Annotated in this window: 16 protein-coding genes and 2 pseudogenes; 8 read left to right on the top strand and 10 right to left on the bottom strand. The window is 32.0% G+C overall.

Translation table 11 applies throughout. The annotated features are described in order from the left end of the window. Positions 1 to 414, bottom strand: a complete 414-nt coding sequence (locus SO785_RS02995; protein ID WP_003547534.1) for a cell division regulator GpsB — start codon at positions 412 to 414, stop codon at positions 1 to 3. Positions 415 to 509: 95 nt separating this feature from the next. Further along, on the bottom strand, positions 510 to 1,073 hold the full coding sequence (locus SO785_RS02990; RefSeq protein ID WP_003547535.1) for a DUF1273 domain-containing protein: 564 nt from the start codon (positions 1,071 to 1,073) through the stop codon (positions 510 to 512). A gap of 68 nt (positions 1,074 to 1,141) precedes the next feature. On the opposite strand from SO785_RS02990, the gene recU reads away from it, so the two are divergent. Together recU and SO785_RS02980 are read left to right on the top strand one after the other, a co-directional pair. Further along, positions 1,142 to 1,777, top strand: coding sequence for a Holliday junction resolvase RecU (recU, locus tag SO785_RS02985; RefSeq protein WP_011254360.1), 636 nt, complete (start codon positions 1,142 to 1,144; stop codon positions 1,775 to 1,777). Then, a complete protein-coding gene (locus SO785_RS02980) occupies positions 1,777 to 4,107 on the top strand; it encodes a PBP1A family penicillin-binding protein (RefSeq protein WP_003547540.1) in 2,331 nt (776 codons plus the stop codon). Before recU ends, SO785_RS02980 begins: the two co-directional genes overlap by 1 nt. A gap of 178 nt (positions 4,108 to 4,285) precedes the next feature. Here SO785_RS02980 and nth read toward each other — a convergent pair whose 3' ends face one another. From nth to SO785_RS02945, 7 genes are all read right to left on the bottom strand, one after another. Continuing rightward, entirely contained in the window at positions 4,286 to 4,915 is a 630-nt protein-coding gene (gene nth / locus SO785_RS02975) for an endonuclease III (protein ID WP_011254362.1), read from the bottom strand. Position 4,916: 1 nt separating this feature from the next. Continuing rightward, entirely contained in the window at positions 4,917 to 5,561 is a 645-nt protein-coding gene (locus tag SO785_RS02970; RefSeq protein ID WP_003547543.1) for a DnaD domain protein, read from the bottom strand. 81 nt (positions 5,562 to 5,642) lie between these two features. Further along, entirely contained in the window at positions 5,643 to 6,941 is a 1,299-nt protein-coding gene (gene asnS, locus SO785_RS02965) for an asparagine--tRNA ligase (protein WP_003547544.1), read from the bottom strand. A gap of 54 nt (positions 6,942 to 6,995) precedes the next feature. Beyond that, positions 6,996 to 7,493: a hypothetical protein gene (locus tag SO785_RS02960; protein WP_011254364.1), complete on the bottom strand. Its 498-nt coding sequence runs from the start codon at positions 7,491 to 7,493 to the stop codon at positions 6,996 to 6,998. 2 nt (positions 7,494 to 7,495) lie between these two features. Then, positions 7,496 to 10,279 carry a helicase C-terminal domain-containing protein gene (locus tag SO785_RS02955; RefSeq protein ID WP_011254365.1) on the bottom strand — a complete coding sequence of 928 codons (2,784 nt, stop codon included), beginning with the start codon at positions 10,277 to 10,279 and terminating at the stop codon, positions 7,496 to 7,498. A gap of 23 nt (positions 10,280 to 10,302) precedes the next feature. Further along, positions 10,303 to 13,926, bottom strand: a complete 3,624-nt coding sequence (addA, locus tag SO785_RS02950) for a helicase-exonuclease AddAB subunit AddA (protein WP_011254366.1) — start codon at positions 13,924 to 13,926, stop codon at positions 10,303 to 10,305. 2 nt (positions 13,927 to 13,928) lie between these two features. After that, the gene (locus tag SO785_RS02945; protein ID WP_011254367.1) at positions 13,929 to 17,411 is read right to left on the bottom strand and encodes a PD-(D/E)XK nuclease family protein; all 3,483 of its coding nucleotides are present in this window, start codon (positions 17,409 to 17,411) and stop codon (positions 13,929 to 13,931) included. A gap of 81 nt (positions 17,412 to 17,492) precedes the next feature. Here SO785_RS02945 and mvk point away from each other — a divergent pair, with 81 nt between their 5' ends. From mvk to fni, 4 genes are read left to right on the top strand one after another with little or no spacing between them, the layout of a single operon-like run. Beyond that, the gene (gene mvk, locus SO785_RS02940; RefSeq protein WP_003547572.1) at positions 17,493 to 18,401 is read left to right on the top strand and encodes a mevalonate kinase; all 909 of its coding nucleotides are present in this window, start codon (positions 17,493 to 17,495) and stop codon (positions 18,399 to 18,401) included. A gap of 5 nt (positions 18,402 to 18,406) precedes the next feature. Continuing rightward, a complete protein-coding gene (gene mvaD, locus SO785_RS02935; protein ID WP_003547574.1) occupies positions 18,407 to 19,369 on the top strand; it encodes a diphosphomevalonate decarboxylase in 963 nt (320 codons plus the stop codon). A 43-nt stretch (positions 19,370 to 19,412) separates the two neighbouring features. Next, complete coding sequence (locus SO785_RS02930; RefSeq protein ID WP_011254368.1) at positions 19,413 to 20,495, top strand: phosphomevalonate kinase; 1,083 nt, start codon at positions 19,413 to 19,415, stop codon at positions 20,493 to 20,495. A 12-nt stretch (positions 20,496 to 20,507) separates the two neighbouring features. After that, positions 20,508 to 21,527, top strand: coding sequence for a type 2 isopentenyl-diphosphate Delta-isomerase (gene fni / locus SO785_RS02925; RefSeq protein WP_011254369.1), 1,020 nt, complete (start codon positions 20,508 to 20,510; stop codon positions 21,525 to 21,527). A 51-nt stretch (positions 21,528 to 21,578) separates the two neighbouring features. Here fni and SO785_RS02920 read toward each other — a convergent pair. Next, positions 21,579 to 22,417, bottom strand: a pseudogene (locus tag SO785_RS02920) (MurR/RpiR family transcriptional regulator). 288 nt (positions 22,418 to 22,705) lie between these two features. Between SO785_RS02920 and SO785_RS02915 the strand changes: the two are divergent. Both SO785_RS02915 and SO785_RS02910 read left to right on the top strand, forming a co-directional pair. Further along, positions 22,706 to 23,176, top strand: coding sequence for a ribose-5-phosphate isomerase A (locus tag SO785_RS02915; protein ID WP_003547580.1), 471 nt, complete (start codon positions 22,706 to 22,708; stop codon positions 23,174 to 23,176). Positions 23,177 to 23,237: 61 nt separating this feature from the next. Continuing rightward, positions 23,238 to 24,217: pseudogene (locus SO785_RS02910) on the top strand (Gfo/Idh/MocA family protein). Positions 24,218 to 24,225 lie beyond the last annotated feature (8 nt).

Below are 24,225 nucleotides of genomic sequence, written 5' to 3'. Positions count from 1 at the left end.
TTAATGCTTTAAGCCATAAACATGTTGTTCAAGATTATAAACTTTTCTCTCTAAAGTAGAGATTCTTTGAATAATAGCCATATTAGTTGATATTTCTCCCTGGTTATTATCATCTTCTGCAAAACTGGCTACTGAAGATGTTCGTCTATGAGTTGGTGTATAAGTTTTAACATGTTCATCTTCTGATGAATTACTTACCTTATTTTCTTTTTGCTTTTCATCCATTAACTGTCTTTGAAGAGTACCAATTTGGCCATATAAATCTTCTACAATTTGTTGAAAAGTTTCATAATCTGAAATCACCTGATCCAAGTATGCGTCTACTTCATCTGGATCATATCCTTTTACCTTACTTCTAAATTGCTTTTTTAGTATATCCTGTGCAGATAATTTTATATCATTTAAATTTGCCATCTTATCTGACAACTCCTTTACATTCCTTTTTATTTTAGCAAAAAGAGCTATTACTTAAAACAAAGAATTAGATTTTAATAAAACCTTTACATTATTTAATACATATCATTTTTTCTATTTTCTTGATATTCTTCTGCCATGTCTTGTAATTCATAAAAATCAATTAAATCTAGGGGATATTCTTTTGTTTCTTGATACTTTTGGATTAAATTATAATCATATTTCGGTTTACCTGGATGCTCTAAGTCATAGATCATTATTGCTCTATCGGTATGCTGAATCATAAAATTTTGATAGTTGCGTAGTTGCACTGAATTATAATATGGTCTATCAGATGTTGACGCAAAAAAATCAACGCTTTCCTTTAAATTTAAAAATTTTGATTGATTATTTTCATTCCAACGGTCAGCAAAGTTTTCATATGGTACCATAATCGAAGTCCTAATAGGATACCTTTGACTCAATTCTAGTCCTACTTCTGCTGCCCATTGTTCAACACCTAAGTTTGCCCCAGTAATAATCCAATCTAATTGGCCTTCTTCTATCAAATCGACGAATCGTCTTTTTAATACATATTTAACTACGGCAATTTTAGGATCATTATCGCTAAAAGTATTTAATTCATAACTGCGATAACCCGTTACCCATAATCGCTGCATTAAGTTGAAGCCCCCTAATATTCAAAAATGTAGTCTTTATTGCTATAATGCTAACAGGAGTGAGGTTAATGGTCAAATATCCAAGCGGTAGTTTAGCCGCATTTAGAAAACCAGTGACAACACAAAAAAAGATGCGCACTGGTAAACGTTCATATACACATAAAAAAGGCGTTAACTTTTCTGATCGTGGTATGACACTTGAACAACAGATTAATGAATCTAATAAATATTATTTAACTGAAGAAATTGCAGTAGTTCATAAAAAACCAACGCCAATTCAAATCGTAAAGGTTGATTACCCTAAGCGATCTAAAGCAGTTATTCGTGAAGCTTATTTCAGACAAGCTTCTACAACTGATTATAATGGCGTTTATAAGGGATATTATCTTGACTTTGAAGCAAAAGAAACAAAGAATAAGACAAACTTCCCGTTAAAAAATTTTCATGAACATCAAATTTTTCATTTAGCTGAATGCTTAAAGCAACAGGGGATTTGTTTTACGATTATTAGATTTGCTAGCTTGGAGCGATATTTTGTTACACCAGCTAGTTTTGTAATTAATGCTTGGAGAAAAGCAGAAAAAAGTTCTATGACTTTAAAAGAGATTGAAAGCCATTCTTATGAGATCAAAAGCGGTTTTCGACCTACCCTACCTTATCTTAAGGCAGTGGATAATTTTATTGCAGATAGGAAAAGAGAATAATGGCAGATAATACAAATAATATGAAACGTGAATCACGACGAAACTATCACGGACGAAGGTCGAGTGGTGGCCATTTATGGATAAAAATAATAAAATGGCTATTTCTTGCTGCACTATTAGTGGTAGTTTCTGGTATTGGGCTTTTTGCTTTCTATGCAAAGGATGCTCCTAATATTAGTCAAAGCCAACTTCAAAGTGGTGGTACTTCTAGCCTTTATACCAATGATGGTAAATTTTTATTATCACTTGGATCTGAAAAAAGAATCTACGTTAAGAATAAAGATATTCCTCGACAGTTAAAAGACGCAATTGTTTCTGTTGAAGATAAAAGATTCTACAAAGATAGACTTGGAGTAGATCCAATTAGAATTGTGGGATCAATGCTTACTAATGCTAAGAGTAATAGTATTGCTGCAGGTGGATCAACTATTACTCAACAATTGGTTAAGTTAACCGTATTTTCAACTGCGGCTTCACAACGTACTTTAAAAAGAAAAGCCCAAGAAGCTTGGTTAGCAATGAAAGTGCAACATGAATTTAGTAAAGACCAAATTTTAGAATTCTATGTTAATAAAGTCTTTATGAATTATGGTAATTACGGTATGGGAACAGCCGCTAATTATTATTACAATAAATCTCTAAAGGATCTCGATTTAGCACAAACTGCTTTAATTGCAGGGATGCCTAATGCTCCTGTAATGTATGATCCATATTTATACCCTCAAAAAGCTCGCTATCGTAGAAATATCGTTTTAAAGACAATGCTTGAAAATGATAAGATTACGAAGGCTCAATATAATCAAGCAATTAATGAACCTATTACCAAAGGATTACGCCCTAGACACACTAATAATGAATCTAAGATTAGACAAATCGATGATCCATATATTAAGGAGGTAATTTCTGAAGTTAAAAGTAAAGGTTTTGATCCATATAATGATAATTTGAAGATTACAATAAATATTGATCAAAAAGCTCAAAACAAGTTATATCAATTAGCGAACAATGGTGAAGTACCATTTACTAATGACAAAATGCAGATTGGTGCAACTGTAGTTGATCCTAATAATGGTCATGTAGTAGCAATTTTAGGTGGTCGACATTTACCTTCTGTTCAATTAGGTCTTGATCGTGCAGTTCAAACTGGTCGTTCTACCGGATCGTCAATTAAACCTGTTCTTGATTATGCACCAGCGATTCAATATTTGAATTGGTCAACAGCTAAAATGTTAGATGATAGTAAATATGTTTATCCAGGAACCAATATTCAATTATATGATTGGGATAACAAATATGATGGCATGATGACAATGCGTAAAGCATTGGAACAATCACGTAACGTTCCAGCAGTTAAAACCCTTGCTGATGTAGGAGTAAAACGTGCTTCCGCATTTGCTAGACGTATGGGTGTAGATGTTCCTGCAAATTCAGGCTTATCAGTGGCAATTGGTGCTAATGCATCAAGTTTACAAATGGCTGGTGCATACAGTGCATTTGCTACCATGGGTGTTTATCATAAACCACAATTTGTATCTAAAATTGAAACTCCAGATGGTTTAACTAGAAATTATGATTCAAATGGTGTGCGTGTAATGAAGAAATCTACCGCATATATGATTACTGATATGTTAAAAGGAGTTATTAAAAGAGGTTCTGGTACAAACGCTAAAATAGCTGACCTTTATCAAGCTGGTAAAACAGGTACTGTTAAATACTCCGATGAAGATTTAGCCAAGTATCCAGGCTATAATTCAACTCCTAAGGATTCATGGTTTGTAGGTTATACTAGATCGTATGTTATGGGTGTGTGGACAGGATATGATAATCTAAAAGATGGTACTATCTCTGGAATTGGTCAGCAATCTGCTCAATTAATTTATAAGAGTATGATGACCTACTTAATGAGAAATAAGCCTAATTTGGATTGGAAACAACCTAATTCAGTAGTTAGAGCAAGAATTGTTAATAATTCTAATCCTCCAGAAGTTGCTACTAGTGGCGGAACTTGGCAATTGTTTGTTCGTGGGCATGCTCCTGCAGGTATCGGAAATAGTGCTGCAAGTTATGATGAAGAAGATGAAGAAACAGATACTACTAGTAACAATACTGATAACACTACCTCATCCAGTTCTTCAGTAACCGTAGAGAGTCGTGTTTCTTCTAGAAGAGAAAATGGTACTACTACTCAATCAAGTAGCAGTCAAAGAGTCTCTTCTTCAAGTGAAAGTCGAGAGCAATCTTCATCGCGTGAACAAAGTAGCAGTGAACAGCAATCTAGACCCGATAATACAGAACGAGATCAGGAAAATACTGATAGAAATAATGATTAATAAATTATTATAATATAAAACGTCAATTATCATAAAAGATGTAATTGACGTTTTTTGTTTGCTATTTGTATTTAGGCTCGAACGAAGTGAGAGCTTTTTTATGGAATAAAGTATTTAGTAACAACTAACTTTATAAAAATACACAAATAAAAAAAGCAATTAAAATTGCTTTTCAAAATTAATTATTCAAATCTAAATATGAATATGGATCGCCTTTTGCACGTGAAGGCATTGTATAACGACCAAATAATATCATTGCATGATGTGTCTTGATCCATTCATCTTTTGGCAAAATTGCTTCTAATCGTTGCTCTACTTCATGTGGAGTAGCATTTTGACCAACAATATGGAACTTTTTAGAAATTCTAGAAACATGTGTATCAACAGCAATTGCTGGTACACCATATCCTTCAGCTAAAACAACGTTGGCCGTCTTTTCTCCTACTCCAGGTAAAGTCATCAGACTTTTTTTATCTTTTGGAATTTGACTATTATATTTTTCAACCAAAATTTTAGCTGTTTCTTTTAAATGTTTAGCTTTTGATCGATATAATCCTATTGTTCTAATATCTTCTTCAATTTTTTCAATAGGAGCATCTGCTAAATTTTCGGGTGTAGGAAAATCTTTACTGAATTTTGGCATTACACGATTAACCATTTTATCAGTTGTTTGTGCACTCATAACAACTGCACAAAGCAAATGAAATTTATTATCCCATTGCAATTCACCCTTTGCGTCTGGGTATAACTCTAATATTCTTTTTAATACATTACGTGCTTCTTCATCACTTAATAATTTTTCTGTCATGCTATCTGTTCCTCTTTAAAAATCTCTCTACTTCATCGGTTGTTTTTAAATTGTGTCTCTGCCAATTAAGTAAGATTCGATCAATATATTTTAATGAATATGCTTGAGACAAAACAGCTTCACGCAATGCTAATTCTATTATTTCCGGTGTATAGTGGTCAATACTAAGCCATTGAGCAATCTCTTCTCTCTCAATTGGACTTAAGTATCTCCCAAATTCCACTTCTACTTTTCGGGATAAATAATCTATAGGATTATTTTCTAAATTGTTAGTAACCGCAATAGTTTCGTTATGGCGGCTATCTTTAATTAAGATATTTTTATCAATATATTTATCTAATTCATCATATAAATTATCTAAACTATATTTATTGCCAATTTTATCCTGACTATCTGTTGTCTGCTCAATAGTTAAATAATTTTTATCAATTAAACGTTGAATTAAATTTCCTACATCAGTAATCGATAAATTAGTATTAGCTGCTATCTTTTCATTAGATGGAAACGACTCTCCTCGTTGACTGAACGCTTCCAATTGGATAATTAATAATAATTCTGCATCACTAATATTTAAACGAGGATAATATGCTATTAACCCATTTTGCAAGGTAGTAAAACCTAATATACGATAATCTTTGAACTGCAAAATTATAAATCCTTTCCAAAATAAAAGTTGAACTAGTCTCTAGTTCAACTTTTCAAATATTCAATTCTCAATCCTTAATTATTAAGGTTGCATTCTGTTGATCAATCTTGGGAATGGAATAGCTTCACGAATATGGTCAAGGTGACAAACCCAAGCAATAGTACGTTCAAATCCCATACCAAATCCAGAGTGAGGAACACCACCAAATTTACGTAAATCAAGATACCATTGGTAATCTTCAAGGTTAAGACCGGCATCTTCAATTTGTTGTTTCAAAACTTCATAGTTACCCTCACGTTCTGAACCACCAAAAATTTCACCATAGCCTTCTGGTGCAATAACATCAGCACATAAGTATTCCTTAGGATTATCTGGATTCTTCTTCATGTAAAATGGCTTGATAGAAGTTGGATAGTTAACAATAAAGACAGGACGATCATATTGCTCAGAAATATATCCTTCATCAGGTGCTCCGAAATCATCACCCCACTTGATATCACGTCCAGCATCTTGAAGCATTTTAATAGCATCATCGTATGAAAGACGCGTAAAGTTACCTTCAGTAGTTGGGCGAAGCTTTTCTGGATCTCTACCTAAAATCTTAAGTTCATATTCATTCTTATCTAAAACTTGCTTAACCATATAAGCTAAGTATCTTTCTTGAATATCAAGTGATTCATCTTGGTGCATCCAAGCCATTTCAGGTTCCATCATCCAGAATTCAGTCATATGACGACGACCTTTTGATTCTTCAGCTCTAAATGTTGGTCCAAATGTAAAGATCTTACCATAAGCCATAGCTCCAGCTTCACCATACAATTGACCTGATTGTGACAAGTATGCATCATTGTTAAAGTATTCTACATGGAATAATTGAGTAGTACCTTCAGGAGCTGAATGCATAAAGATTGGAGCATCAAACTTAATGAAACCTTCTTTTTCAAAGAAGTCTACAGTTGCCTTAAACATAGTATTTCTAATTTGCATAATTGCAAACGGCTTCTTTGATCTTAACCATAAATGACGGTGATCAAGCAAGAAATCTACACCATGTTCCTTATTACCAATTGGGTAACCTTCATTATTTGAAACTACTTTTAAATTAGTAATTTGAATTTCGTAACCAAAATGAGAACGTGCATCTTCATGAACAGTACCAGTAATGTAAAAACTGGCTTCTTGTCTAAGTGACTTAGCAGCTTGAAATACCTCATCTGTTACATCATTTTTACGAACTACCCCTTGGAAAAATGCAGTACCGTCACGTAATTGCAAAAAGATAATCTTTCCGCTTGATCTTTTATCTGTCAACCAAACATGCATCTTAACTTCTTCATCAACATGTTTAGAAGAATCCTTAATTGAAATCAATTCTGTCATAAAATTCCTATCCACCTTTTTATCAATTATACAATGTCCATAATACCAAAGTTTCTATAAATTATCGACTTCAGATATATCATTTCCATTTTTAAATTCATATAAAGTATAACCTAGATTGCCATTTTGTTTTTTATAGGCGACTTCCCAAACAGCTTCACCCTTATACCAACCAAGATTAATATGATTTATTGTAGCATCTGAATGAGAGGATTTAAACTTATTTTTAATGTTTGACTCACTTACTCCTCTTCTTGCAGGATACAAATATGCTTTTTTAGTATTAGGTAAATATACAAAATAGTAACTTTGTCCCTTTTTATTGGTACCATTAACAGCATAACTACTTGTACCACGATCTAAATGGTAATACTTTTTAATATTGGTAATTGGTGTCTTGGTAGTCGCTAACTGTGCGACTTTTTGATCATTTCCTCTGCTTTTTGATCCAGCATAATAAAAAATTGCAATACTGGCAAAAAAAGCAATAATGACAATTCCAATTACCCAGACTACAAACTTAATCGTTTGTCTTGTATCATCTTGTATCATAATTAATTATTTCTTAACTTCTTTTTTAGTTCTTTCTTAGTAACCTTTTCTACTTTAACTGGGATAGACTGTAAAAATTCTTTACCATAATTTTTTGTCCACAGTCTTGGATCTAGAATAACAAATTGCCCATGATCTTGTTCTCCGCGAATTAAACGCCCCATTCCTTGTCTAAAACGAATAACGGCTCTAGGCAAACTATCTTTTTCGAACACATCCACGCCTTGATCTTCTAGTTTCTTCTGTCTTAAACGAACTTCAGGCTGATCAGGAGATTCAAATGGTATTTTGGCAGCAAATACAGTATCAATGCCGCAATCATGAAAGTCAATACCTTCCCAGAAGCTATCTGCTCCTACAATAATTGATTTTTTAGCAATTACAAACCTTTTTGCAATTCTATTATTAGATCCAGATAAACCTTGAGCTAAAATTTCAAAATCCTTCAATTCTGGTGTGTTCGTAATCGCCGCAAACACACTACGGATTTTTTCCAGATTAGTCATTAAAACCAAAACATGATTTTTATCTTTCAAATCATGAATTAATATTTGCTCAATACTTTCTTCATATAAATCACTATCTGGATTAGGCATATCCTTTACAGCCAATACTTCTAAATGATTCTTCATATTAAAAGTACTTTTACCGATATATTCTACAGGATCTAAATTATTTAGCGCTAATTGGTTAATTGCATAGTCAAAACTATGATTGCTAGTCAAAGTTGCACTAACAAATGCAATATGATCAAATCTACTATAAATTTGCTTTAACACCTCGGATGGATCTAACATTAACCAATCCAAATTTGTACTGAGTGGATCTTCCGGATTAGTTATCATTAGGATAAATCCATCTTGTTCTAAATTAGTTTGATCAGACAATAAATCTGCCAATTGGTAACCTTTTTCCGAATAATAATCTAAACGATCTATTTGATCTGTAATTTCACTAAGTAATGACTCAATATTAGCTAACATTCGTTCTTGTTCATGATATAACTCAAATAAAACTTGATTAGTTAATTCGCGTACTCCCTCTAATTTTTGCTGAAAACGTGGCAGAATACGCTTAAAATTGCTATTGGGGTCAAATAAGCCTTTACCTTGAAAACTCAATTCTAACGTTCCATTAGGCAAAGTTATACGGTTAACTGCATTTTCGTGTTGAGCATATAGTTCTCTTTGCAATTCATTGATTAATTGAATCAGCTCCAAAATTTCAGGATCAATTTTTTTCAGCAAAAAGTTAAGTTGGACATTGTCATTAAACTGACTTTCTATACTTTCATTTGAATAATAAAGCAAATTACGTAAATGACTTAATACACCCCACAATGCTTCAAATCGTAAAGAATCATTACGTGAAGTCATTACATTATCAGCAAATCTATGTGCTTCATCAATTACCAAATAAGGATTTTGTCCCCATATTGTGTCCATATAGTGATTTGCAAGATATGCATGGTTAGTTACTAAGATATCGGCTTCTTCTTGTCGCCGACGAGCCAAATTCCAAAAATCTACTTCTGCAAAATTACTACCGACTCTTGCATCCCCTGGATGCTGAATTTGTGTAAAAAGAGGTGCATTATAATTAGTCAAATTTAACTCATCTAAATCACCAGTTTTAGTTTTAGTTAACCAAACTAAAATTTGCATCTGTAGAACCAGTGTTTGCTTATTAGGAGTTCCTTGAAAAATGGTTTGTACAAAGCCATCCAAATCTAGATAATGACTGCTGGCCTTAACCACTTCAGCCATCAAATCTAATTTAGTAACCCGTAACATTTTAGGTATTTCTTGCTTAATTATTTGCTCTTGTAAAACCTTCGTAGGCGCAGCAACCACCAATTTTCTACCAGAATATAATTGATAGACATACGAGAATAAATAAGAAAAAGTCTTTCCAGTTCCATTGGGTGCTTCAACTAATATTGCTTTTTCTTCAGGATTATTAATAAACTGATGCAAGTGATTAATTAAATCAATTTGAGCTCTACGAAAATACACCTTCCCTTTAAATAATTTCTTTTTATCATTATCATTTTCTGGAAAATGTGCATTCCTACCATGACCAACTACATTAATATTATTTTGCTTTTGCAAAATAATATTACGCACTTGCATATATTCCGTACCTAATGGTCTTTTTTCTTTACGCAAATCATCTGCAATCGTCGTTATAATCCATGAAGTATCACGAATTAAGCCATGTGACAATGAGCTAAGTGTATTCAATGTAGCCTGTGGTAAATTAGTTAATTTTTTTATAATTTCAATTAATAAAACTGCTGTACCATATGCGTCTGAATCTGCTTTATGAGGATTTAGATGTTTTATTTTTAATTGTGAAGTCAGATCACCTAGTTTATATGATGGTAATGTTGGGAAAGCAATTTTAGCTAGTTCTACGGTATCTATCGCCTTATTTGTTAATGCATCATAGCCATGCTGAGTCAATTCATAATTCAAAAATGGTAAATCGAAATCCACATTATGGGCTACAAAAACCGTATCTTGTAAGATACTTACAATTTTAGGTGCATAATAGTCAAAATCTTTTTGTTTTTGGACATCTTCATTGCTAATACCCGTCAAGTTAACTACCGATTGGGGAATTTCTCTATGTGGATTTATTAAAAAAGAATATGTTTTTACTACTTTCATATTTTTAATAATTGCACATCCAAATTGAATAATATGATGCCCATTCTCTCGCTGAGTCCCCGTAGTCTCTAAATCTACTACAGCAAAGGTATCTTTATTAAAAATTTTCGCCATTTTATTCCTCCTTCCTTAATTCTTTACTTAACTTCAACAACCTGTTTAGCATCAAGTAAAATCAAATACTTTCCGATAACTTTCTCTTCGCCAAATTCATTTATTGCTTGCTCATACAAACGAAGCTGACCTGTATATTTCTCCTTGATTAAATTAATAGATTTATCTAAGTAGGATTTATTCACATGATCAGTTTTGTAATCAAACAAAATGATACCATCATTTGAGACAAAATAGCCATCAATTGTCCCATGAACCAAAATTTTAGCATTAGCATCACTAAAATCTTTAAATAGATTTTTCGCAGAAATTAAACTAGAAAAATCAACTTCTCGCTGTAAATTCTCTGGATTTTTCCAAAAAGACTTTGCAAAACTACTATGAACAAACCACTGAATTTGATCTTTATGTAAACTAGGCACAATATCAGGATTTAGTTTTTTCTGCTTAATTAATTCTTCAATTTCATAATCAAGTTGCTTCTCACTACCATCACCAGTATAGTCGTAATACTGTAAAATCAAATGTGTAGCAGTACCGATTTCTGCACCAGTAAATTTAGTTTGATAAAGAAAATTAGGTTTAGTATCAATTGGTTGTAAATATCTGTTAGTTGATGATAATAAACGTGAATTTTCTAATTCTGTCTCTATTGGATCATTAAATGCCTTCTTTATCTCAGAAACTGCTTGGTAAGCCGTAGTTTCACTTGCATCTTTAAATGGGTAATCAAATTGATACAGTTTTTTAGTAGTACTTATCAATTTATCCATCGTATAATTATTATTTTTAGAGTCTCCTACAACTTTATCTTCATCTTTTTTGAATTCAAAGTTATCTGAGTCTTTATACTCAACATATAATACAGATTGACTCTGGTCTAATGCATTTGAAATATCATTCATGTTAATAACAATATGTTTATCGAATGCTAACGCTGGGCCCATAAATCCTAAAGGATTAGTTACTGATAATTTATCTGCCAGCGATAATTGCCCAGATTGATCTAGTTCGATAGACCAATCCTGAACTTTCTTGTCTAAATTAGCAATATCACCGACTAAAATCAATTTTTGTTTTGCTCTTGTTAAAGCAACATATAAAACACGTGCTTCTTCCTCAAGTAATTGTCTTTTTTTAGTAACATTTCCGATTGCCTTGACTAAAGAATCAACACGATAATGTTCTTGTCTTAAAGTAATTCCCAAACTATCTGGATTAATCACGTAGTTTCCCTTTAGATCACGCAATTGATATTGATGCTGCATTCCCAAATAAAATACTACTGGAAATTCCAATCCCTTTGACCCATGAATTGTCATCAAACGTACTGCATTCCCTGCCTCTTTAGATAAAAGCGGCTGAGCTAAATCTTTTTGGCTACGTCTCATCCGATTAATAAAATTGATAAATTGATATAGCCCTTTAAAACCTGCACTTTCATAAGATGATGCTCTTTCATATAGAGCCTCTAAGTTGATACGACGCTGTTCACCATTTGGCAACCCTGTCATAATTTCCAATAAATTAGTTTGAGCATAAATACTCCAAATTAATTCTGAAATTCGATGAGTTGTAGCAAACTTACGCAATTCATCCAACTTGTTTAAGAAATTTTTACATCTATCGCTAAGCTCATCACCTATTCCTACATATGAAGCAACAGCACTATAAAAACCACTATTTTTACTATTAATTCTAATTTTAGCTAAATCTTTCTCACTAAAATTGAATAATGGTGAACGCAAAACAGTAACTAATGGAATATCTTGATCTGGATTATCAATAATTTTCAAGTAATTCATGATAACCGTTAATTCAAAAGTTTGAAAATAATTTTCCGCATCAGTAATAAATAAAGGGATATCACGCTTAGCGAATTCCTGCATAATTTCCAAATTATCCCCATGACTTCTAGTTAAAATTGCAATATCACTATATTTAAGAGCACGCACTTCCCCAGTTGTACTATCCAATACTTGAAAATGTTCCTTTTTCAATTGCTTAATTCTAGCTAAGACCATTTCAACTTCAGAGAAATCTATTCCATTATTATCGTTGTCTATATCTTTTTGCTTTTTATGAACAATAATTTCACTAGCTTTAGGTAAAGCATCAGGATAATACTTAGCTCCAAAAATCAATTGTCCTTCTTTAGAATAATCAATTCCACCAAAATCTGAACTTAAAATACTTTTGAATAATTGATTTACCGTTTTAGTTACAGGTTCCGTAGATCGAAAATTGTCAGATAATAAAATTCTCTTTTCATGTTTATTTTCTTCACTGGCAAAACCATGATACTTTTTCAAAAATAAGCTAGGTTCAGCTTGTCTAAATCCATAAATAGATTGCTTAACATCCCCCACCATAAACAAAGTGTTTTTATCAGTATTTTTCACTTGTTGAATGATTCGCTCTTGTAAAGCATTAATATCCTGATATTCATCAATTAAAATTTCTTTGAATTTATTTTGATAAAATTCACGAGCCATTTGTGAATTTGAAGTATCGGCACTCAAAATTTGATATGCTAGTTGTTCCATATCACTATAATCAAGGAAATTTTCATTACGCTTTAACTCATTAAAACGATCAATTAAAGCAAGTTCTGCCTTAGAAATAGCACTCACTATTTTTTGGCTTTCTTGCATTATTCTAGTTTGTTCTTTTTCATCTGTAGCATAAAAAGCTGTAAAAATATCAAAAATTTGACTTTTGGCTTCAGACTTTAGCTTTTGTGTTTCAGCATAAAATTCTTGAATATCTTCATCCCACTTGGCAGATTTGCGATACTTTACTTCAAATTTACATAGTCTTAATAAATTTCTTTGTTGATCATAATCTTCATCATTTTTAATGGCATCAATAAACTTATCTAAGTTTTGAGTAAATAAACTAAAATCTTCTTTAACTTTAGCCAGCTCTTTAGTCTCAATGGTAGGATTATTTAGATATTCCTCGATCTTTTTCTGTAAACTAACAAAAGTATTTAATAAATACGACTTAATTTGATTTTGCCAAAGTTTTGACTTAACAATATTGTTATTAACTTCATAAATTTTAGCTAAATTTTTAAGCCATGACCGATATTCAGGTTTAGCCATTGCAAAATTATATAAATCAAGCAATAAATCTCTAGGACTATTAGCATCCCTATCGCCAGCAAAATTATCATAAAAATATCTAATACCTGAATTTTCATCAGTTAACGATTCAGCTTCAATTTCACGTAATGCTCTTTCTTTAATTAAGGCCGCCTGAGTTTCATCAGTTAAAATTTTAAAACTGGGATTCAAGTTAACTGAATAATAAAAACGACGAATCACTTCTAAACAAAATGCATCAATTGTCGAAATATTAGCTGTATCAACTTGATTTAATTGTTCACGTAAATATTTTCGATTTACGCCAGGCTTAGCCAATTCTTTAGTTAGCGCTGTCTTAATCCTAGTCTTCATTTCTTCAGCTGCTGCTTTAGTAAAAGTTACAACAAGTAATTCACTAACTTGTGTTCCTGAAATAATTTCTTTTAAAACGCGTTCAACTAAAACTGTTGTTTTACCACTACCCGCTGAAGCAGAAACTAAAATATCATGACCACGATCATCAATTGCTTGCTGTTGCTCTTTTGTAAATTGTGGCAAAATTAATCCTCTTTTCCTAATCTTTCTTTGATCTTACTTAATAAATCTTTTTTACTTAATCTAGTAATTTCGTGATATTGATTTTGTCTAAGCATTGCATCAAAGAAGAAAATATCTTTATAGTCTGAATAAGTTAAGGCTGACTTAGATTTTCCTTGACGATATGGATTCAATTCAATTTTTCCAGATAATATTTGATTTGATGCTTCTTTGATTAAGAATTCATCATACTCTAGCAGTAACTCTAACTCCTCTTCACTGAAACTACGATCAGTAGGTAAACTAAAAGTACCATTTTTCTTAGTTTTTACCATTGAATATAATTCTGATTGCCTACTGCTATTGTCTAAAAACGGCTCGGCTTCTGTTAAAACTTGAGGATTATTGTTTATTAATCCTGTATACATTAATTTAGGCTTACCATCAATCACGTTATCACGAATGTTTAACTGACTATCAATCAATTTATTACTATTTAATCGCTCTAGTTGTCTAGTTACTGTCTGATAAAATGCTCCTAAAAGCGACAGCTCATTATTTCCAGCAAAAAATTGATTATTTTTCACTAAAATATCTAAGTATGACACCATTTGCATGGCAATTCCGTTATAAAACATACTCAAGTCAAACTTTTTAGCCGAAGACTTATAATCAATAACTTGTGCTAAAACTTGATTTTTATCTGCCAAATGAGCAATATCCACTCTATCCATTTTTCCACGTAGATCCACTCTATGATTTCCTGATAAATTTGGCACATCTAAACTTAATCCTTTGAGTTTTTCACCAACACCAAAGCTTAATTCAGAATATTTTGCTCTTAAAGGAGTTTTATTTAAATTTTTACACCAATTATGAGCAACCTTAGAAGTAGTATGGTCCAAACATTTAAACAAATACTCATTAAATGGATCATTCATTAATTGAGCATACTTTCCTTCATTTTTCATTACATTTCTAACCGAATTAAGCATTCGTTCTAATTCAAAACTATTTAAGCTTGCTAGATCAATATGCTCTTTATTTAATTGCTTAACTAATCTATCAAAAGTTTCATGGAAATAATTACCTGCTTGGATAACATCAAATTCATTTTCAAGTCGACGATGTAATCTCAAACCATAAGTTAAAAAATACTCATATGAATTCTCATAAAAAGTTTCTAATTGAGAAACAGATGAATTTAGATTCTGACCATATAATTTTTCTGCCAGTTCTTGGCCAATATCCTCCGGTTGATTATTAAATTCACTAGCCTGTAAAACAATCTCAGTCTTTTGAGGAGATTGTTCATGCGTAATTCTTAATAATTCATCAAATTCCTTAGATGAATCAATAGAATTTATATAAGATAAATATCCTAAACTAGCATCTGCACTAGTTATGAAAGAAAGTAGATCATTAAATTTTTCCGGTAGATCATGCTGTTCAAATTCAGAATCAACGTAATCAAAAAGTCGTTTGTAATAAATCGATGAATCTAATCGCTCATTTGACGCATTTAAAATCGGATAAGACACATATACTTTATCTTGTGCTAATGCTAGTGCCAATCCAAATTGATAATTTTGGTCCAAATTATTCAATTGCTGATTGTCTTCTAAATAAGCATCACTAGCAAAACTATTCTGTAATTGATTTATATTTTCAGGAGTTAAAAATCCAGGAGTTTTTTGAATTGCAGGTAAATTACCACTAGTTGCTCCAATAATAAATACCTGTTTATATCCTCCAGTTTGAACCATACCTAATTCAGACAAATTAACTGCATCAAGTGTTGACGGAATCTGAGAAAAATTTGCTTCTCTAAATGCGTTAATCAACATATTAAAAAATTCATCTACATCAAATTTTTCTGGATTGATCATTAAATAATCTTTTAACAATTGAATTAGTAAATCCCACAACTGTTCAGGTTGTTGCGCTTGTTGCAAATCCCCTGCATCATTAGCATCATTACGCCATTGCTCAAGACGTGACGCAATCCCATTATTAGTCAGAAAATCAAAAAACATAGTCAATGCTTTTTGACTGCTTTCTTCTTTTTTTAGTTTTTCCAATAATTCGGTAATCTTATTAATTAAAAATTCACGTAAGCGATTAAGTTTAGCAATTTCTTCATCCATCTTATCTAAACGAATAACTTCTGCATTAACAAAATGACTAAACGGTCTTTGCCATAAATTATGTTCAATTCCATGAGCTAAGACAAAATTTTCTAATTCATCGACGTCGTGAATAAATTCTGCTTCTTCTTTGTACCAAGAAGGGATCATAAGATGTGTCTTCAAAATAGCGATAATACTCTGAGTATTTAAACTGATCGTTTTTTCGTCATACATATTAAATAAACTTTCAATTAAAACGACCAATGGGTGATATTTCATCTCTTGTTGCAAATCATTAAAAAATGGAATTTTATTTTGTCTTAAAATTGGCGTTAAATATGTTTCATACTCTTTTAAATCTGGTGCTAAAATCAAAAAATCATGATAACGATAATTGCCTAAGGCTACTTGTTGATAAATAGAACGTGCGACAAAATATGCTTCTGCATAACGTGAATCTGCTTTCACAAGTTGTACATGCTTTTTAATATTATCAACTTTATTAATACTTTCCGTCCATAAACTATTTAAATTCTCACGATTTGTTGGCTTTGATGAAAGTGGGAAATTATTTACTGTATAATTTATATTTCTCTCTTGCAAAAATGAAGTAAATCGCTTAATCGTTTGCTGAATTACATAATCATAATCTCCTGCTTCAGCTTGAGGATTAATATCACCCAATTTAGTTTTAAAACCCAATATAACATTTTGGGCTTTACGAATTAATAATTTGATTGTTAAAGTCTCTTGTAAAGAAAAATGCGAGAAATCACAGAAATAAAAACTGGCATTACTCAAACTTTTATTGTTAGCTAAAACTTTATTTAGTTCTACTTGCACTTCATTTTTAGTAGAAAACTTACCGGCTATTTCTTTTATATAAGCATCATAGATAATACGTAAATCATGGATTTTGCTTTTAGTTTCTTGATCTAGATTGGTTTCATCAATATTATCTAAATCGATATTTCCATCATACATCTGCAAAATTGTATTATATAGTTGTTGGACTAAACCAGAATTGATAGTTTCAAAAATTGTAAGGTTATCTTTTTCTTTTTCGATAATATGCGTTAAAAGCATTGCACTTGCGGCATCATCTAATTGCGTTGGTAATCCTTGTTCTGCATCTTTTAAAAAGAACCATGCGAGACGAGAAAAGGACAATACATGCAAATTCTTCACTGCCGTTTCGCTTTTATTTTTGCTGGTAGCAAGTTTATTAATTGCCCTAACTTCTGTGGTAAACTTAATATGATTAGGAACAATGATAAAAGTTTCATTTTCTGGATGTTGCTGATAATTTTTTACTGCTTCTTCCAGAATTTTTTCTTGTACTGGGTCGGTTTGTCGTCCTGTTAAAATTTTGATCATTTGTTCGCACTCCTTGTTTATATAATTTTAGCATATCAACATTGATCTTTTAATAAATGGATTGTTAAGGATGATTTAAAAATGAAAAGTAGTTTTTTAGCTCATGGAAAAGTAATTATTATCGGTGAGCATTCTGTAGTTTATGGTTATGATGCATTAGCCATGCCAATTAAAGCTTTACATATTAAAACCACGGTAGAAGATTACAATCAAATGTGGATGGATACAGCAAGTTATTCTGGTCCTTTTTTTGACGCGCCAAACGAATATGATGGTCTTAAATACGTTGTTAAAACTATACTTGAAAAGACCACTCATAAATCACCATTAAAAATCACATATACAGGAGAAATTCCAATTGAACGCGGGTTTGGCTCAAGCGCTACCGTTGCATTAGGAACAACTCAGGCAATGAACCAATTCCTTGATTTAAACATGTCCAAACAAGAAATTATGAATATTACTAATCAAGCTGAAATGATTAATCATGGTAAAGCTTCTGGACTCGATGCAGCGACTGTTAACTCTGATTATTTAGTATTCTTTAATAAAAAAATGGGTCCTAAGACTTTAAAGGAACAATTAGATGCCACCTTATTAATCATGGATACAGGCGAATTAGGTAACACTAAAGAAGCAGTTACCCAAGTAAGAAAAATTTTAAACGAATCTGATACTGCTAAAAAGAATATGGAACGCTTAGGCGAACTGGCAGATATTACTAAAACTGCCTGGATTAACCATGATCCCCAAACTGTTGGTAATGTTTTTAATGAAGCACAAGAGATATTACATTCATTTAATATTTCTACAGATAAGATTGATCAACTACAAAACATTGCATTGTCCAACCATGCTTTGGGATTCAAATTATCTGGTGGCGGTCTTGGTGGTATTACAATTACCCTGTGCCAAGATAAAGCTATAGCACAAAACATCGCAGAAAAATGTCAAAATTTAATTAGCAACTACTGGATTGAGGAGATATAAATTTAATGAAAAATACCGCGCGTGCACATACCAATATTGCATTAATTAAATACTGGGGAAAGTCAGACCCAATATTACGTTTACCTTTAATGTCTAGTTTATCAATGACACTTGATGCATTTTACACAGATACCCTAATTGAAAAAACTGATGCTAAAAACGAATTTTATTTGAATGGTAAAAGACAAAATAGACAAGCTAAAAAACGTGTTTTTTCATACCTTGACACACTAAAAGAAAAATTTGGTTATACAGACAATTTGATTGTTAAATCAACTAATCACGTGCCAACCTCAGCAGGGCTAGCTTCATCCAGCTCTGCTTTTGCTGCATTAGCTGCATCATTTTGTAAACTCTATAATCTTGATGTAGATAAAACTGAATTATCTCGTTTAGCAAGACTAGGCTCCGGATCCGCTAGTCGTTCCATTTTTGGTGGTTTTGCCATTTGGCAAAAAGGTAATTCTAATCAAAGTTCATATGCTTATGCTCTAGACGAAAAACCAAAAATGGACTTACAACTCCTAGCTGTGGAATTAAACACTGAACAAAAGAAGATTTCTTCTACAAAAGGCATGAAAGATGCTCAATCGTCTCCATTCTTTTCAACTTGGACTAATCGCAATCAGCTTGAACTAGATGAAATGATTAAAGCTATTAAACAAAATGACTTTACCGCATTAGGTAGTCTGGCAGAATTAAATGCTAACGAAATGCATGCCATTAATTTAACAGCTCAGCCAGAATTCACCTACTTCATGCCAGAAACTATTCGTGCTATAAAATTGGTAGAAGATCTACGTACCAAGGGTATTGAATGCTACTATACTATAGACGCTGGGCCTAATATTAAAGTGCTTTGTCAATTAAAAAATAGGAAAGAAATCATTGAACACTTTGAGTCCGTATTTAATAATGTTAATATAGTGAGTGCGAGTTTTGGTCCTGGAGTTATTTATTTGGACTAAACTATAATATATAGAAATAATTAGATTCGAGGATTTGGTTCTTTTGATAACAGAAAAAGCGCCCGGAAAGTTATATATTGCCGGGGAATATGCAGTTTTAGAGCAAGATTGTCCTGCTGTTTTGGTTGCTGTAAATCAATTTGTACGTGTTTCGATTACCAAGAGTAATACATCAACTGGTTTAATCCACTCAAAACAATATTCACAAGATTCCATTCATTGGGTTCGTCAAGGTTCCAAAATGGTTATTGACAATCGCGATAACCCATTTGAATATATTTTGTCAGCAATCTCATTCACTGAGCAATATTGTATTGAGCAAAATATTAAAATGAAAGTATATGACTTACATGTCAATTCTGATCTTGACTCAGCTGATGGTAAAAAGTATGGTTTGGGTTCAAGTGCTGCTGTTACTGTAGCAACTGTAAAAGCGATTTTACATTTTTATGGTGTACCATTAAACAATGAATTAATTTATAAATTATCGGCCATTTCTCACTATTCAGTCCAAGGTAATGGCTCTGCCGGTGATATCGCAGCCAGCGTTTATGGAGGATGGCTAGCATACCAAACCTTCGATAAAACTTGGCTTAAACAAGAACTTAAGTCTAAAACTTTATCTGATGTAGTTAATGAAGCTTGGCCGGGGCTTAAAATCGAATTACTTACTCCACCTAAAGATATGAAATTGATGATCGGTTGGAGTCAAAAACCTGCATCTACTTCACGTTTAGTTGATGAAACTAATGCTAACAAGGCAGCACTAAATATAGAATACAAGAATTTTTTAGCCGCTTCTAGAGCCTGCGTTCTAAAGATGATTGCTGGTTTTGAATCAAACAATATTTCAATTATTAAAAAGCAAATTCGGATTAATCGTAAAATCTTACAACACTTTGCTCAAATTAATCAAATTGCAATTGAAATTCCACGATTAACTCAATTAATAAAAATTGCAGAAAACTTTGGTGGAGCTGCTAAAACTTCAGGTGCCGGTAACGGTGATTGTGGTATTGTAATTACTGATTCACATACTGATGTAATGGCTCTTGAAAGTGAATGGCGCCACAATGGTATTATGCCTCTTAATTTTAAGGTTCACCAAATCAACCTTACTCACTAAGTGGAGAAATTTATGTCAATAAGATCTCAAAGAAAAGAGGAACATCTGAAATTAGCTCAGATGTTTTTTAATAAAGAAAAATATAATAGTTTTGATCAATTACATTTACTTCGCCCTGCTCTGCCTGAAACTAAAGTAGACATAAATGTCTTAGCTACAAAAATGTTTAACAAAAATGTTTCTGCCCCCTTTTTCATTAATGCAATGACTGGTGGATCTGATAAATCTAAAATAATCAATCAAGCATTGGGCCGCATTGCTAATGAAGAAAATATTGCACTTGCCCTTGGTTCCACAAGCATTTTAGCAAAAGAAAAAGAGCAACTAGACAGCTTTTATATTGCTAGAATTGAAGACCCAAATGGTATTCTAATAGCTAACGTCAATCCAGAAACACCTGTTCAAACAGTTAAAGACATTGTTCACGAATTACATGCAGATGCATTGCAAATTCATATTAATACTATTCAAGAAATTGCAATGCCTGAGGGAGATAGAAATTTCTTTTGGCTAAATAATATTAAAGAGATTCGTGCAGAAATAGATATTCCAATTATTATCAAAGAAGTAGGTTTTGGTCTTGATCAAAATACTATTCACATCTTAAAAAACGAAGGCATTTCATACTTTGATATTGCTGGATCTGGTGGCACTAATTTTGCTCAAATTGAAAATGCCCGCAATAAATATGATGTTTCCTACTTAGAAGATATCGGTTTACCAACGGTTATTTCTGCATTAATGGCACAAAAAGAACAAGTAGATTTCATTGTCTCAGGCGGTGTTCGTAATCCTTTAGATGTATTAAAGGGATTAACCTTAGGCGGACAATATGTTGGCATTTCTAATGTGTTTTTACAAAAATTTAATGATCAGGGTTATGATGGCCTGCAGCAATTAATTGCAGAATGGAAAGAACAATTAGCTGCTTTAATTGCTGTCTATGGTAAAAATGATCTTGTATCTTTAACCGAAATTATAAAATACTACGATTTGCCACTAAAAAATCAAATTGATCAGTTAATTAAATAAAGTAAAAAAATACCCCAGGATTAGACAAAAAATTCTAATCCTGGGGTATTTTTATATTTTTTGACTTGAGATATATTCTTCATGTTTTTTATATGTTCTACTCTATCATCATCTTTTGAGATCAAGATTAAAAATATCGCTTCAATCATTGTAAATGCAGCAACTCTTGAAAAATAGTATTGTGATTGTAACACTGTTTGTCTAACAGCTGTCTGTAAATGATAATCAGCCTCTAAAGCAATTGGTGAATCTGCTCGATTAGTAATTGCCACAATCTTTATTCCTTGATTTTTAGCTACTTTTATTTGATTTAGTAATGCTGCTGATTCACCTGAATTAGATATAACTAATAAACAATCATCCTGTCCTAAATTCATACTTTGTGCAATTGCAGTTTCTACATTGCCACCAGAAGCCATAGCTAAAATTCCTATCTGGTTCATTTTATATACTGCATCTGCCGCAACAGGATAAGTATCACCTTCTGCAGAAACTTGTACTACCCTACTTTTAACTAAAAGATTAAGTACATCTTCTAAAGTTTTACTATCTATATTTTCCAACGTAGCACGAATTTCTGCAATTTTATTTTTATCTATTTGCTTTAAAGCAATTTGTAAATCGTCATTAGCAATATCTTTTAAGGATTGACTTTTTTCATTACTTGAGGCTTGGGCAATTTGAATTTTTAAATTATGAAATCCAGTTAAGCCAAGATTATGACAAAAACGCGTTACTGATGCTCCACTAACTTGAGCTAAATTTGCTAATTCAGAAATAGTACAATCAACTATTTGCTCTGGATTACGTAAAATCTGTCTAGCAATTTTTTGATCACTTTGAGACATCGTTGATAATTTACTATAGATATTATTAATAATGTTTGACATATTTTTTCCTTTCTTAGCTTTATGAAGTATATCATGTGTAAATATTTTTTACATTAATAAGTTTTATGTAAAAAATTTATTTTTGCATTGATTGAAATTAATTTTCATTTTAATACATTTTATGTAAATTGTTTACCAAAGTAAAAAATAATTTCGAGGTGATATCCATTAATATTAGTAATTTAGCCCTAATCAAGATTAAGCCTAATATGACTATCAGCTTAGGTGGAGGACAGAATGTATTTAAGCTAGCACAAACTATTAAACAAGCTTCTTTAGCAATTAATCTTGTCTCTCCTTCTGAAATCTAGATATAATTGTCAAAAGATAGGTTTATTTGTTCATTCTTTAAATGAAACTGACCAAATCGATATCGCATTTGATGGATGCGATATCGATTATTCCCTTAACACCTTAAAAAGTGGTGGCAATATCTATCTTTATGAAAAAATTGCTGCCCAAATGAGTAAAGAATATATATTACTTTTACCTCAAGAACGCATCCAAAAAGAACTATCAACTAAAGTACCATTGAGTATAGAAGTGGCATCCCCTACTGTTAAACAAATAATGAATTTTTGCCATTCCTTAAATCTTAAAGCAGAGCTACGTCTTGATACCTCTTCTTTTGCGAGAAGTCCTTTAGGCAACTTAATAATCGATATTTATAAACCAAATTGGAACGATATTGCTCAAATTAACGAACAACTTCTTAAACAAAATGGTGTTATAGCAAGTTCTTATTTTCCAACTTGGTAACATCTTTAATTACAACAAATAACAATAATGAAGCACTTGAAATAAAGAAAGGTGATTTAAAATGAAAAAATACAATTGGGGAATAATTGGTAACGGCTGGATCGCACATGATATGGCTGATGCGTTGAACGCAGTAAATAGTGAAATTTATGCAGCAGCTGGTGTTAATGAAACTACACTTAAAGATTTTGCTCAAGAAAAACACGTTCAACATGTTTATACAGATCCAGATAAAATGATTGCTGATCCTAATGTAGACATCGTTTATATTGCTACTCCTCATACCTTCCACTATGACTACATTAAAAAAGCTCTAAATGCCAATAAGCACGTCTTCTGTGAAAAAGCAATTACTGTTAATGCTAGACAATTTGATGAAGTAGAAAAAATGGCTAAAGAAAAGGGTTTAATTCTAACTGAAGGCTTTACTCTTTATCATATGCCCATCTATAAAAAAGTCACTGATCTTATTAAGTCGGGCAAATTAGGTAAAATCAAAATGATCCAAGTTAATTTTGGTTCACTTAAAGATTATGATCCTAAGAATCGATTTTTCAATAAAGACCTGGCTGGTGGTGCTTTATTTGATATTGGTGGCTATGCTACAGCTTTTGCCAGAACTTTTTTAGATGAATAATTTTAACTACTGTTAAGTTCTTCGAAACCGGGGTTGACGAACAATCCGGTATTATCATGAAAAACACTAAGGACCAAATGGTAGTTATGTCACTGTCTATGAGAGCAAAACAACCTAAACGCGGAGTTGTATCAGGAACCAAAGGATATGTTGAAATTAACCAATATCCAAGAGCAACAGAAGCTGATATCACTTATACAGCTAGTGCACATGAAGAAAAACATGAAAAAATCACGGCTGGTGATGGTAACAAAGCTCTAGAATATGAAGTTGCAGATATGCAAAGATACATTGAACAAGGGTATGATGATGGTCAATTACAAATGTCACATGATATAGCACGTATTTTAACCAGCGTCAGAACTTCATGGGGAATGAAATATCCTTTCGATGACGAAAAATAAGCCAATAA

Source organism: Lactobacillus acidophilus (genome assembly GCF_034298135.1).
Taxonomy (GTDB): domain Bacteria; phylum Bacillota; class Bacilli; order Lactobacillales; family Lactobacillaceae; genus Lactobacillus; species Lactobacillus acidophilus.
Note: the sequence above shows the minus strand (reverse complement) of the source record. Positions and strands in the feature narration are given on the sequence as shown.